This is a genomic window from Achromobacter aegrifaciens (assembly GCF_902859965.1).
Taxonomy (GTDB): Bacteria; Pseudomonadota; Gammaproteobacteria; order Burkholderiales; family Burkholderiaceae_B; genus Achromobacter; species Achromobacter aegrifaciens.
On sequence record NZ_CADIKO010000002.1, the window covers coordinates 415,680 to 428,172 of the forward strand.

The 12,493-nt window shown below is 67.9% G+C and carries 12 protein-coding genes; 8 read left to right on the top strand and 4 right to left on the bottom strand.

Going from position 1 to position 12,493, the window contains the following annotated elements; translation table 11 throughout:
• The first annotated feature begins 37 nt into the window (after positions 1-37).
• The 4 genes from ubiU (at position 38) to HV793_RS13155 (ending at position 3,202) form a co-directional block, all read left to right on the top strand.
• The gene (gene ubiU / locus HV793_RS13140; protein WP_175160669.1) at positions 38-1,054 is read left to right on the top strand and encodes a ubiquinone anaerobic biosynthesis protein UbiU; all 1,017 of its coding nucleotides are present in this window, start codon (positions 38-40) and stop codon (positions 1,052-1,054) included.
• Positions 1,051-1,944, top strand: a complete 894-nt coding sequence (locus tag HV793_RS13145) for a U32 family peptidase (protein ID WP_175181062.1) — start codon at positions 1,051-1,053, stop codon at positions 1,942-1,944. Before ubiU ends, HV793_RS13145 begins: the two co-directional genes overlap by 4 nt.
• Positions 1,941-2,363, top strand: a complete 423-nt coding sequence (ubiT, locus tag HV793_RS13150; protein ID WP_175213293.1) for a ubiquinone anaerobic biosynthesis accessory factor UbiT — start codon at positions 1,941-1,943, stop codon at positions 2,361-2,363. Before HV793_RS13145 ends, ubiT begins: the two co-directional genes overlap by 4 nt.
• Before the next feature lie 122 nt (positions 2,364-2,485).
• Positions 2,486-3,202: an SDR family oxidoreductase gene (locus HV793_RS13155; RefSeq protein ID WP_175160673.1), complete on the top strand. Its 717-nt coding sequence runs from the start codon at positions 2,486-2,488 to the stop codon at positions 3,200-3,202.
• Between the two features lie 35 nt (positions 3,203-3,237).
• On the opposite strand, the gene HV793_RS13160 is transcribed toward HV793_RS13155, so the two are convergent.
• Both HV793_RS13160 and HV793_RS13165 read right to left on the bottom strand, forming a co-directional pair.
• Positions 3,238-5,400: an ABC transporter permease subunit gene (locus tag HV793_RS13160; protein ID WP_175213294.1), complete on the bottom strand. Its 2,163-nt coding sequence runs from the start codon at positions 5,398-5,400 to the stop codon at positions 3,238-3,240.
• A 25-nt stretch (positions 5,401-5,425) separates the two neighbouring features.
• Positions 5,426-6,448 (bottom strand): amino acid ABC transporter substrate-binding protein, encoded by a 1,023-nt coding sequence (locus HV793_RS13165; RefSeq protein WP_082401032.1) that lies wholly within the window; start codon positions 6,446-6,448, stop codon positions 5,426-5,428.
• Between the two features lie 168 nt (positions 6,449-6,616).
• Between HV793_RS13165 and HV793_RS13170 the strand changes: the two genes are divergently transcribed.
• The 4 genes from HV793_RS13170 (at position 6,617) to HV793_RS13185 (ending at position 11,156) form a co-directional block, all read left to right on the top strand.
• A complete protein-coding gene (locus HV793_RS13170; RefSeq protein ID WP_054454713.1) occupies positions 6,617-7,756 on the top strand; it encodes an aminotransferase class V-fold PLP-dependent enzyme in 1,140 nt (379 codons plus the stop codon).
• A gap of 37 nt (positions 7,757-7,793) precedes the next feature.
• Positions 7,794-9,089, top strand: a complete 1,296-nt coding sequence (locus HV793_RS13175) for an O-acetylhomoserine aminocarboxypropyltransferase/cysteine synthase family protein (protein ID WP_054454711.1) — start codon at positions 7,794-7,796, stop codon at positions 9,087-9,089.
• 3 nt (positions 9,090-9,092) lie between these two features.
• On the top strand, positions 9,093-9,920 hold the full coding sequence (locus HV793_RS13180; RefSeq protein WP_225588721.1) for an alpha/beta fold hydrolase: 828 nt from the start codon (positions 9,093-9,095) through the stop codon (positions 9,918-9,920).
• Positions 9,921-10,043: 123 nt separating this feature from the next.
• Positions 10,044-11,156 (top strand): acyl-CoA dehydrogenase family protein, encoded by a 1,113-nt coding sequence (locus HV793_RS13185; RefSeq protein WP_175213295.1) that lies wholly within the window; start codon positions 10,044-10,046, stop codon positions 11,154-11,156.
• A gap of 29 nt (positions 11,157-11,185) precedes the next feature.
• On the opposite strand, the gene HV793_RS13190 is transcribed toward HV793_RS13185, so the two are convergent.
• Positions 11,186-11,650, bottom strand: coding sequence for a surface-adhesin E family protein (locus tag HV793_RS13190; RefSeq protein ID WP_054454705.1), 465 nt, complete (start codon positions 11,648-11,650; stop codon positions 11,186-11,188).
• A gap of 119 nt (positions 11,651-11,769) precedes the next feature.
• Positions 11,770-12,459, bottom strand: a complete 690-nt coding sequence (locus HV793_RS13195; RefSeq protein WP_054454703.1) for a GntR family transcriptional regulator — start codon at positions 12,457-12,459, stop codon at positions 11,770-11,772.
• Positions 12,460-12,493 lie beyond the last annotated feature (34 nt).

The window sequence follows — 12,493 nt, forward strand, 5'->3', positions numbered from 1 at the left end:
AAGGCCAGGGGCGTGACGGCCCCATAGACTGGCCGGCATGGAAACTCGAACCTCTCCCCTGGAGCTCGTGGCCCCCGCCGGCAGTCTGGCCGCGCTGAAGGCCGCCATCGATGCCGGCGCCGACACCGTCTACCTCGGGCTCAAGAACGCCACCAATGCCCGCAACTTCGCCGGGCTCAATTTCACCGAAAGCGATATCCGTGCGGGCGTGGAACTGGCCCACAGCCGCGGACGACAGGTGCTGTTCGCCATCAATACCTTTGTGCAGGCCGGACGGGCGCCCGAATGGCGCGCCGCCGTCGACGCCGCCTACGGGCTGGGCGCCGATGCGGTCATCATGGCCGATGCGGGGCTGCTGGCCTATGCCAGTGACCGCTATCCGGACTTGCGCCTGCACCTGTCGGTGCAGGGTTCCGCCACCCATACGGACGCCATCGAACTGATGAAGGAACAGTTCGGCATCCGCCGCGTGGTGCTGCCGCGCGTGCTGACGCTGGCGGAGATCGCGCGCATCTGCACCAACGTCAGCGTCGAGGTCGAGGTGTTCGGCTTTGGCAGCCTGTGCGTCATGGCCGAAGGCCGCTGCCTGTTGTCGTCCTACGCCACCGGCGATTCTCCCAATAACAAGGGCGTCTGTTCGCCCGCGCATGCGGTGCGCTGGTCGGAAGAGAACGGCCGCATGGACGCGCGCCTGAACGGCATCCTGATCGACCGCTACGAGCCGGGTGAGCCCGCCGCCTATCCCACCCTGTGCAAGGGCCGCTTCGACGTCGACGGCCAGGCCGACCATGCGCTGGAGGAACCCACCAGCCTGAACGCCATCGGGCTGTTGCCGCGCCTGGCGGAGATGGGCGTGTCCGCCATCAAGATAGAAGGGCGGCAGCGCAGCCCGGCCTATGTCACCCAGGTGGTGTCGACCTTGCGCGCCGCGCTGGACAGCGCGCATGCGGACGCTTCCCGCTTTTCGCCCCGTCCCGAATGGAACGCCATGCTGGCGCGCCATTCCGAAGGTTCCCAAGTCACGCAAGGCGCATTCGAACGTCCATGGAAATGAAACCTAGCGCGTACCGGATATCGGTCGCACCGTTGCAGTATTACTGGCCGCGCCAGCACACGCTGGATTTCTACGCGTCGCTGGCCGACAGCCCCGCCGACATCATCTACGTGGGCGAAACCGTCTGTAGCCGCAGGCACGAGCTGCGCGCAGAGGACTGGATGGAGCTGGCGCGCGACCTGCGCGCCGCGGGCAAGGCGGTGGTGCTGTCGGGCCGCACGCTGATCGAGACCGGGGCCGAGGCCAGCGCGCTGAAGAAGCTCTGCGGGCAGGACGACTTCATGGTCGAAGCCGGCGAGCTGGGCGCGGTGCGTCACCTGAACGGCCGCGCCTTCGTGGCGGGGCCCCATGTCAACGCCTATCACGGCGGCACCCTGGAATGGCTGGCCGCACGCGGCGCCGCGCGTTTTGTCGCACCGCTGGAAATGGACAGCAAGACGCTGGCTCTTCTGATGGCGGAAAAACCCGCCGGTCTGGAGACGGAAGTCATGGTCTGGGGCCGCATGGCGCTGGCGTTCTCCGCACGCTGTTTCACGGCGCGTCATTTCCGTTTGAAGAAGGACGACTGCGGCTTTCGCTGCATCGAACATCCGGACGGACTGGACATGCGCACACGGGAGTCGAGCGATTTCCTGGCGATCAACGGCATCCAGGTGCAGTCCGGAGCCTGCCTGGACCTGCTGTCGCAGGCGCCGGCGCTGGCCGCCCTGGGCGTGGAGGTGCTGCGGGTGAGTCCTCAATCGGCCGGCACGCTGGAAGCGATCGCCGCGCTGGATGCGATGCGGCGCGGCCTGGCGCCGATGGAGGCGCGGCCGCCTGCCGGCATGGCCCGCTGCAACGGCTACTTCCATGGCAAGCCGGGCATCGACCTGCTGGAGGCCGTGGCATGAGCGCGGCGATTCAGGTACCGGGAGTGCTCGCCAGGCTGGGGCGGCGTCTGCCTGCGCCGTTCGTCTCGCTGCACTTCACCGCCGGACTGGAACTGGCGCGGCGGCTGAGATGGCTCACACCGCCGGCCGAACTGGAGGGCCGCAGCTTCGGCATCACGGTCGAGGACCTGGGCCTGCGCAGCAGTTTCGCCGTGCGACAAGGCGCTTTTCGCCCGGTATGGAACGGCGCTGCCGCCGAACTGGAACTGGGCGCGAAGCTGGCCGATCTGCTGGCCCTGATGCGTTCGGAAACGGACGCCGATACCTTGTTCTTCCAACGCCGGCTGCGGATCTCCGGCGATACGGAGCTGGGGCTGATCGTCAAGAACTGGCTGGACGCGGCGCCACGGCCGGCGTGGCTGCAGGGCGCGGCGCGTTGACGGCGCAATGCCCGCCGTCGCTTGCGGGCATTGCTTGAATCCGCAAGGGATCGTGCTATACCGGGCGTCGTTGCCGCGGGGGGGCTTGGCGCTTTCCCGGGCGTGATTGGATGGAGGCAGCAATGCGGATCATGGTGGTGGGCGCCAGCAAGGGGCTGGGCAGGGCGTTCGTGGAAGGACTGGGCCAGGATGCCACGCTGATCGTGGGCGTGGCGCGCCGCGCGCCGCAGGATATCGCCGTTGCGCCCGGCTGCGAACTGCGCTGGATCGAGGCCGATCTGTCGCAGCCAGTGGCCGCCGTCGAGCAGATCGCGGCGCAGGCCCCGGACGGTCTCGATGCCATCCTCTACAACCTGGGCGTGTGGGAAGAGCACGCATTCAGCGAACACTACGACTTCCTGGCGGACTCGCCCGCGGAGATCGCGCGCATGGTGGACATCAACGTCACCGCGACCATCCTGTTGCTCCAGCGCTTGATCCCGCGCGTCCTCGGTGCGCGCAAACCGCAAGTCATTCTCACTGGTTCGACCTCCGCGTTGGCCGGCAGCGGCCGTCCCGAGGTGACGTTCGGCGCGTCCAAGCACGCGCTACGGGGTATCGCGGACGCCCTGCGCGAAAGCTTCAGAGCGCGAAGGCTGGCGGTGACCTGCCTGCAATTGGGCTACTTGAACACGGAAGACGGCTTGGGCGTGCCGCGCGACGCGGCCAGCCTGCGGGGAGAGGGCGGCCTGATACCCGTGCACGACGTGGTGACGATGACACGCGCGCTGCTGAATCTGTCCGATGCGTCGTTCGTGCGGGAAATCGTCATGCCGGCGCTGATGGACGAGCGCTTCTGAAGCGGGTCCACCGCGCCAACGGCGTCATGCCGGCCTCAACTGCGGCCGGGCTTGCCTTCCATGGCGCGGGCCACGCGCGATAGGGCCAGGCTGGCGGCGAAGTACAAGGCGGCCACGGCCAGGTAGACTTCGACGTGGTAGGGCCGCCAATCGGTGCCGGCCACCACCGCCTTTGCTGCGCCCAGCACGTCGAACACGCCGATGATGCTGACCAGCGAAGTGTCCTTGACCGCGCCCACGAATACGCCCAGGGCTGCAGGCGCGGCAATGCGGCGGGCCTGCGGCCAGATCACCGAACCGTAGGCCATGGCCGCAGGCATGCCCAGGGCGCGCGCCGCCATCATCTGGCCGGGCGGTATGGCTTGCAGCGCGCCGCGCAGCACCTCGGCCAGCAGGCAGGCGGTGTGCAGCGTCAGGGCGGCCAGCGCCATGGCGAACTTGGACACGCCGCCGCCCAGCAGCATGGGCAGCACGAAGGACGCGAACAACAGCTGTGTCACCAGCGGCACGCCGCGGACGGCCTCGATCAGGCCGGCGGCAGCCAGCGAGGCGGCGCGGTTGTGGCTACGGCGCAATAACGCAAGCGCGAAAGCCAGCGGCACGGCCGCCAGCAGGGCGGAGATGGCCAGAATCAATGTGACGAGCAACCCGCCCCAGCGTTGCGGACCGATGGCGGCGCCGCCCCAGGGCCAGCCGGACAGCGCGCTGATGGCCGCGCCCAGCAGGACGGCGAGCAGGGCCGCACGCGTCGCGGGACGGACACGCGGAGCAGTCAACGCCAGCGCAACTCCGGCGAGCAGGGCTGCGCAGGCGGCCAGCGCGGGCGCCCGGTCGGCCTGGGCCATGGTGCCGAAGAACAGCACTGGCAGGTTCTCGCTCACGGCGGCCCAGCATGCGCCCGCCGCGTTCGCGCATGCTACGGGGTCGCCGCGCCACACCGCGCCGAGCAAGGCCCATTCCAGCAGCCGCCATAGGATCAAGCCCAGGACAGCGGCCAACGCGGTCGATAACAGCCCGCCACGCCAACTGCGGCGTTCGCCCGTAGCGTTCCACGAAGGCCGCTCGCCCAGGCGCGCGCCATGCGTGTCGCCGGGGCCGTGGCGGGTATTGCGCGCGTTCCATGCCGACAATCCGCCGCCCAGCGCCAGCGCCAGGCCCAGATAGACCGTGACGGCCAGCGCGATGCCTTCAAGCGCCAGGCCGGTCTGCGTGATGGCGGTGTTGATCACCGCCATCAATTCCTGATAGCCGATGGCAATGGCCAGGGTGCTGTTCTTCACCAGCGCCAGGCACTGGTTGGCATACGGCGGCAGCGCCACGCGGGCGGCATAGGGTGCTATCACCAGCCGCAGCACGCTGCGGGGCTTCAAGCCTAGCGCCTGCCCGGCCTCCACAAGTCCAACCGGCACGGCGCGCACGGCCGCGCGTGCGATGTCGGCGATGTAGGCCGCATGGAACACCACCAAGCCTATCGTCAGCGCCGCGAATTCCATGCTGGGCTGCCAGCCGCCCTGCAGTCCCAGGCCGCGCCTGACCGGCATATCGATGCGCATGGGCGGCAACAGGACCCACGCCAGCAGCGCGCCGGCCAGCGCGGCATACAGCGCAGGATTGCCCCAGCGGCGTCGGACCAGGCCGCCCAGCGCCAGCGCGGTCACCGTTACGGCCGCGTAGGGCAGCCAACCGTGCACGGCTGGCAGAGCCAATCCGCGATTGGACAGCAGCATGTGCGGCAACGGCGACCACGCCTGGCGCAGATCGGGCAGGCGCAGCAGCAGCCCGTACCAGACGAAGAGTTGCAGCAGGACCGGCGTATTGCGCAAGGGCGCGATGATGGCGGCGGCGCAACGCGCGGCCAACGGGTTGCGCGACATGCGCAACAAGCCCAGTCCCAGGCCCAGCGCCGTCGCCAGCGGGATTGCCACGGCGGCGACGGTCAAGGTGTTGACCAGGCCGGCCGCTATCGACATCCAGTAGGGATCCTCCGGCGTGATATCGAGCAGGCTTTCGGAAATGCGGAAGCCTGCGGGCTGGAACAGGAATCCGAAGCCGCCTTGGATGCCGCGTGCAGTCTGCACCGATTCGATGTGCCAGAGCAGGACCGCGGCCATGCCGCCCAGCGCGAGCGTCCACGCCAACGCTGGCAGCCAGCGTCGCCACGGGCCGGTGGAGGGAAAACGGAGAGCGGTCGCTGCCATGGTCGAGAAAGAGTCGGGGCCAGGATCACTGGAACGGCGGCGAGTACAGCAGCCCGCCCTGGTTCCATTGCGCGTTCAGGCCGCGCTCCAGCCTCAGCGGCGTTGCGGCGCCCAGATTGCGGTTCCAGACTTCGCCATAGTTGCCCACGGCCTTGATGGCGTTGCGGGCCCAGCCTTCGTCCAGCCCGAAGCTCTTGCCTATGCCGGGGTCCACGCCCAGCAGGCGGCGTACCTGGGCATCGCTGCTTTGCGCCTGGTTGTCGGCGTTCTGCGCGGTGATGCCGAGTTCCTCGGCCGCCACCAGCGCGTTGATGGTCCACCGGACGATGGCGGCCCAGTTGGCGTCGTCTTGCCGCACGAAGGGGCCTAGCGGCGATTTGTTGATGCGTTCAGGCAGGATGACGAAGTCGTCCGGCTGGCCGGCTCGCGCCGCGCGGCTGGCGGCCAGGGTGGACGCATCCGACAGGTAGACGTCGCAGCGTCCTGCGTAAAAGGCTTGTTCGAGCTCGACCAGATTCTCGATGACGACCGGACGATAGCTCAGCTTGTGCTTCTTGAAGTAGTCGACCAGGTTCTGCTCGTTGACCGTACCGGGCTGCACGCAGACCTGCGCGCCTTCGAGCTCCGTCGCGCTCTTGACACCCAGCTTGCGCGGCACCAGAAAGCCCTGGCCGTCATAGAACACGATGCCGGCGGACGCGATGCCCAAGCCGGCGTCGCGGCTGGAGGTAATCGTGGTGTTGCGGTTCAGCACATCGATCTCGCCCGACTGGAGCGCAGGAAAACGTTGCTGCGAACTCAACGGCACGAAGCGCGTCTTCTCCGGATCGCCGAGCACGGCGGCGGCCAGCGCGCGGCAGAGGTCCGCATCCAGGCCGGTCCAACGGCCTTGCTTGTCGGCGATGGACAAGCCGGCAGATCCCTGGCTCACGCCGCAGACCAGTTCGCCGCGTTTCTTGATGGTCTCGACCGTGCCCGCATGAGCCGCGCCGGCCAGCGCCAGCATCGCCGCCACGCCCGCGATCTTCAGTTGTTGAGTCAAACGCATGCCATTCCTTTGTTTGATGCAGTCCGGAAAGGCAGGAATTCTATGGGTGCTATGACGTTCGGCGAGCGACTATATGGTCATATGGATATAAAAACTAAGCCTTACTCAAATCCGCGTCATATACCTAGAATCGCTGCATACCAAGTTGAAATGACGGAGCGGTGGCGCATGAGCTGGCAGGACGAATTCAGGCAGTTGTTTCCGATCACGCAAGACCAGGCTTACGCCAACATTGCCTACACCAGCCCGCTGGCGCCCAAGGTGGCCGAGGCGGTCGGCGCATTTTTCCAAGGCATAACCTACGCACGCAGCGACAAGCCCCAGTGGCTGCGGGACGCAGATGCGTTGCGCTTGCGGCTGGCCCGCCTGATCGGCGGCGACGCCAAGCGCCTGGCTTTCACCAAGAACACCACCGAAGGGTTGAACATCGTTGCGCAGGGGCTGGCCTGGCAGGAAGGCGACAACCTGGTGGTGGACGACCAGGAGCATCCCACCAATGCCTTGCCCTGGTTGAACCTGCGGCGCCGTGGCGTCCAGGTGCGCGTGGCGCAGGCGAATTCGCATCGCTACACGGTGGATGACCTTTGGCAGCATGTGGATGCGCGCACGCGGCTGATTGCAGTGTCCTGGGTGCAGTACGGCACCGGCCTGCGCACCGATATCGCCGAACTGGGCCGGCGCTGCGCCGAACGCGGCATCTTTCTGGTCGTCGACGGGATTCAGGGCGCGGGGCTGTTGCGCGTCAACGTGGATGAATGGGGCGTGGATGCCTTTGCTTGCGGCGCGCATAAGGGCATGCTTGGACCGCTGGGCGTGGGCCTGCTGCATGTATCGCCCCGGCTGCTCGAAGCCCTGGATCCGCTGTATATCGGACCTTCCGGCGTCAACACGCTGGATAAATCCGGACTGCAATGGCAGGTGGGCATCGCCGATGCTACTGACGCCCGCAGGCTCGAATCGGGCAACCTGAACTATCCGGGCATCGCGGGCTGGGCCGGCGCGCTGGACCTGATCGAAGGCGCGCGGCCCGAACGTATCGAGCCCTGGGTGCTGGAGCTTTCCGAAGCGCTGAGCACGGGCTTGCGCGGAGTGGGCCTGCAGGTCGTGTCACCGGCCGGTCCGGAATTCCGCAGCACGACGACGGCGCTGCGCGTGCCGGATCCCGCGGCCGCGCTGGCGCATCTGACACAATCCGGGATCGTGGCCAGCATAGTGGAGTATGGTTACGTGCGCTTGTCCGTCGGCGCCTATAACAATCATGCGGACGTGGAACGCATACTGCGCGCAGCGCGGACGCTTCCCGTCTGAGAAGAATCATTGATAAGCAACACTTCAGGAGATACTGATGACCGAAGCGAAGAAGCCCCAGTGGCGGCTTGAAACCGTGGCCGTGCATGGCGGCTACCGCCCCGATCCGACCACGCGCGCCGTGGCCGTGCCCATCTACCAGACCGTGGCCTACGCGTTCGACGACACGCAGCACGGCGCCGACCTGTTCGACCTCAAGGTGCCGGGCAATATCTACACCCGCATCATGAACCCGACCACCGACGTGCTGGAGCAGCGCGTGGCGGCCCTGGAGGGCGGCATCGCCGCGCTGGCGCTGGCCTCGGGCCAGGCCGCGGTGACCTACGCCATCCTGACCATCGCCGAAGCCGGCGACAACATCGTCTCGTCCAGCACACTGTACGGCGGCACCTACAACCTGTTCGCGCACACGCTGCCGCAATACGGCATCACTACGCGTTTCGCCAATCCTTCCGACCTGGCCGCCTTCGAGGCCCAGATCGACGACCGCACCAAGGCCATCTTCGCGGAATCCGTGGGCAATCCGCTGGGCAACATCACCGACATCGCTGCGCTGGCCGAGCTTGCGCATCGCCACGGCCTGCCGCTGATCGTCGACAACACCGTGCCGTCGCCTTACCTGCTGCGTCCCATCGAGCACGGCGCCGACATCGTGGTGCAGTCGCTGACCAAGTACCTGGGCGGCCACGGCACCAGCCTGGGCGGCGCGATCATCGACTCGGGCAAGTTCCCGTGGGCCGAGCACAAAGAGCGCTTCAAGCGCCTGAATACGCCGGACGTCAGCTACCACGGCGTGGTCTACACCGAAGCCTTCGGTCCGGCCGCCTACATCGGCCGCGCCCGCGTGGTGCCGCTGCGCAATACCGGCGCGGCGATCTCGCCCTTCAACTCGTTCCAGATCCTGCAAGGCATCGAGACCCTGGCGCTGCGCGTGGACCGCATCGTCGAGAACACCGTCAAGATCGCCAAGTACCTGCGCGAACATCCGAAGGTCGAGTGGGTAAACTACGCCGGCCTGCCGGACCATCCCGACCACGCGCTGGCGCAGAAGTACCTGGGCGGCAAGGCGCCCGGGCTCTTCACCTTCGGCGTGAGGGGCGGCCGCGAGGCCGGCGCGCGCTTCCAGGACGCACTGCAGCTGTTCACCCGCCTGGTCAATATCGGCGACTCCAAGTCGCTGGCCACGCACCCCGCATCCACCACGCACCGCCAGCTCAATCCCGAAGAGCTGCAGAAAGCCGGCGTGCGCGAGGAAACCGTGCGCCTGTCGATCGGCATCGAGCATATCGACGACCTGCTGGCGGATCTGGATCAGGCGCTGGCGCAGGTGTAAGCCATGACGATGCTTCCCCGCAGAACCTTGTTGAAGCTGGCCGCGGGCTTGCCCGCGCTGGCAGCCGCGGGAGCGGCCGGGGCGGCAGCCCCGGCTGCCCCGACCGCAAAGGCCCGCAACTACGTCCTGGCCCACGGCTCCTGGCATGGCGGCTGGTGCTGGCGTCCGGTGGCGGACCGCCTGCTGGCGGCCGGCCACCGCGTGTACGCGCCCAGCTACACCGGCATGGGCGACCGCGCCCATCTGCTGAGCAAGAACATCACCATCGACACCTTTGTCGAGGACCTGGTCCAGGTCATCGATACCCAGGAACTGAAGGACGTGATCCTGGTGGGCCATAGCTTCGGCGGCATCCCGATCACGGGCGTGGCCGACCGGATTCCGCAGCGGCTGGCGCATCTGGTGTACTTCGACGCCATCGTGCTGCAAAGCGGCCAGAATGCATTCTCGGTGTATCCGAAGGCGGATGCCGACGCGCGCATCGCCGCAGCCTCGAAGGCCACCGATGGACTGGCCGTGCCGATTCCCGATCCGCTGCCGGCGGCCTGGGGATTCACGCCGGGCAGCGCGGACCATGATTGGGTCAAGCGCCGCCTGACCGCCCATCCGCTGGCCAGCTACACCACGCCGCTGAACCTGAAGCACCCCATCGGCAATGGCGTGGCCCGCACCTACATCCATTGCACCCAGCCCGAGCTGGCCGTGCTGGATGAATCGCGCAAGCTGGTGCAGTCCCAAGCGGGCTGGAACTGGGTCGACATCGCCGCGCCGCACGAAGCCCACATCACGCATCCGGCCTTGCTGGCGGATCTGCTGCTGGGCCTGGCCTGAGCCGGCACGGCCAGGATGGGCGGCTGATACGGTCGCCCGGGCATCGCAGTTTGCGGGCATCATGCGGGATTGCGCCGGGCCGCCAGTGCCCGCGCGTCCGATGCCGACCCGCAGGAGACCTCCATGGCCCGTCCGACCGTCCACGCCGCGCTGCCCGCGGATCTGCAAGCCTGGCTGCGACAGCATGCCGATGCGCTGGACGACGGCAGCATGGATGCGGCGGTAGTGTTGCCGCAACTGGCTGCCGCCGACGTGTTGCGCCATGGCGTGCCCGTGGGGCAGGGCGGCTTGCCAGACACGGATATCGGCGACGCGATCGAAATGATCGCGCAATTGGCGGAGCTTTCCGTTGCCGGGGCCTTCGTGGCCTGGAGCCAGCGAGTCTTCATCGAGTATCTGCTGCGCAGCCCCAACAAGGCTCTTGCGGAAGCCTGGCTGGCGCCGCTGCTGAAGGGTGAGCAGGCCGGTGCGACCGCGCTGTCGAACGCCATGAAGTTCCTGAGCGGCATCGAGTCGCTGCAGATCGCCGCGCGCGAGGCGGACGGCGCGTGGGTGCTGGACGGCCGGATGCCCTGGGTCACCAATCTGCGGCCCCAGGGCTTCCTGGTGGCCGCCGCTGTTGCCGCGCCCGATGGAACGCCGGCGGTGGTCGCGCTGCCGCATGGCATCGCGGGACTTGCCCGCAGCCCGGACCTGCCTTTGTTGGCGCTGCAATCGACCCACACCGCGGCGCTGGACCTGCGCGGCGTGCGCATGGGTCCCGAATGGATCATCCATCCTGATGCGCGCGAGTATCTGCCCCAGGCCAGGCCGGCCTTTGCGGGCATGCAATGCGGCCTGTCCATCGGCCTGGCGCGGGGCGCTTTGCGCGCCGCGCAACAGGCAGGGCAGGGCCAGGACTCGCGCGGCATCCTGGGCCAGCCGCTGCAAGCGCTGGAGACGCAGTTGCACGCGCTGACGGCGGGTTTGATCGATGGGGTGCGCAGCGGGAGCTTCGTCTCGCAGCCCTGGCGGCTGTTCGAGCTCCGCATCGCCTTGGCCGAAGCGGCCCAGCAGGCGGTGCAGCTGGAACTGCAGACCAGCGGCGGCGCGGCCTATCTGCGGCCGGCTGGCGCAGGCTTTGCGCGGCGCTGGCGGGAAGCGGCATTCCTGCCCATCGTCACGCCCAGCCTGGTGCAATTGAAGACGGAGCTGGCCAAGCGCCAGGCGCGGCTGGCGGCCGAAGCGGGTGGATAGCGGCGCGGCGGGGCCGCGACGGCCGGGTGTTATCGCCGTATGCCTTTGCCATTGACCGGGCAGACAATCTCGCGCAGCTTGCGCTGCACGGGGTCTTGCGCGATTGGCGCGTTGCGGATGCCGGGCGGAGGCAGGGACTCGACGATGGGGCCGGTGGCGTTCTCGCCCGCATGGTGCACGACCTGGCTGACGGTATAGGTGCCGGCGGTGCAGTTCATGGTGACCGGCTGGATCACGGAGCGGTAGGGTTGCCCGTTGGCGGCGGAAATCTTGGGTTGGGCGTAGAACCAGGCTACGTTCACGGCCATCACGGCCGGGCGCTCCGATACCACCTTGATCGACGCGCTGTCGTAGAACACGCCAGGCATGGCTTGGGGGTCCAACGGCAGCCAGGCTGCTGCGGCGGACGGCATGTCGCCGGGCGGCGCGGCCTGCGCGGGGTGGACCCAGGCGGTCACGGCCAGGGCGATCAGGAATGCGTGCCTTGCGGTCATTGGTGTTTTCCGGTGGTGGCGCGGCGCGCCGGCGCCAGGCTTGTGGCCATGGCGTGTACCTGATCATACCGGGCAGGGCGCGTGCGCGCGGAGCGAATACGTCCGAGGGGCGGCGGGGCCTAAGCCGTCAACACATATTCCGGATAGCGCCTGCAGATCTCGGCTACTTGGCTGAGGGTGCCCGAAAGGTGTTCCCGCAGCACCTGCTGGGCGCGCTGCGGGTTCTGCGCGACGATGGCGTCCAGCAGGCGCTGGTGGTCGTCCAGGATGCGCTCGGCCTTGCCGGCCTCGGGCAGGTGCAGGCGGCGCAAGCGGTCCAGGTGGCCGCTGTAGCGTTGCGCCAGTTCCCACAGCCGGGTCACGCCGGCGGCTTCGTGCATGTCGCGGTGGAAGGCCTGGTCGGCGTCGATGAAGCGCTGGTACTGGCTGCTGGCGTGGCTGGCGCGCTGCAGGTCGATGCTGGCCTGCAGGCGCTGGAAGAGCTGCGGATCCGGGCGCTGCGCCAGCATCTGCACGATCTCGAGCTCCAGCGAGCGGCGCAGGAAATGCGCCTCGCGGGCGGCGTCCACATCGATGCGGCTGACCACCGTGGTGTGCTGCGGATAGATCTCGACCAGCGCTTCCTCGGCCAGCCGCATCAGCGCGTCGCGGATCGGGGTCTGGCTCAGGCCGTAGGTTTCCGCCAGCGTGATGCGCGACAGGGGCGTGCCCGGAGCCAGTTCCAGGGACACGATCTGTTCGCGTAGATGTTCGAAGACCTGGGGCGCGGCGTGGCGCGAACGGTCCAGTCTGAGCTTGGTGCTTTGCATCGGGTCGCGTGCGGAGTTGGGCCTGAAGAGTAAC

Bases quoted from the DNA above. Each gene is read 5' to 3' on its own strand.
- ubiU (WP_175160669.1), top strand. From the start codon at position 38: ATGGAAACTCGAACCTCTCCCCTGGAGCTCGTGGCCCCCGCCGGCAGT.
- HV793_RS13145 (WP_175181062.1), top strand. From the start codon at position 1,051: ATGAAACCTAGCGCGTACCGGATATCGGTCGCACCGTTGCAGTATTAC.
- ubiT (WP_175213293.1), top strand. From the start codon at position 1,941: ATGAGCGCGGCGATTCAGGTACCGGGAGTGCTCGCCAGGCTGGGGCGG.
- HV793_RS13155 (WP_175160673.1), top strand. From the start codon at position 2,486: ATGCGGATCATGGTGGTGGGCGCCAGCAAGGGGCTGGGCAGGGCGTTC.
- HV793_RS13160 (WP_175213294.1), bottom strand. From the start codon at position 5,400: ATGGCAGCGACCGCTCTCCGTTTTCCCTCCACCGGCCCGTGGCGACGC.
- HV793_RS13165 (WP_082401032.1), bottom strand. From the start codon at position 6,448: ATGCGTTTGACTCAACAACTGAAGATCGCGGGCGTGGCGGCGATGCTG.
- HV793_RS13170 (WP_054454713.1), top strand. From the start codon at position 6,617: ATGAGCTGGCAGGACGAATTCAGGCAGTTGTTTCCGATCACGCAAGAC.
- HV793_RS13175 (WP_054454711.1), top strand. From the start codon at position 7,794: ATGACCGAAGCGAAGAAGCCCCAGTGGCGGCTTGAAACCGTGGCCGTG.
- HV793_RS13180 (WP_225588721.1), top strand. From the start codon at position 9,093: ATGACGATGCTTCCCCGCAGAACCTTGTTGAAGCTGGCCGCGGGCTTG.
- HV793_RS13185 (WP_175213295.1), top strand. From the start codon at position 10,044: ATGGCCCGTCCGACCGTCCACGCCGCGCTGCCCGCGGATCTGCAAGCC.
- HV793_RS13190 (WP_054454705.1), bottom strand. From the start codon at position 11,650: ATGACCGCAAGGCACGCATTCCTGATCGCCCTGGCCGTGACCGCCTGG.
- HV793_RS13195 (WP_054454703.1), bottom strand. From the start codon at position 12,459: ATGCAAAGCACCAAGCTCAGACTGGACCGTTCGCGCCACGCCGCGCCC.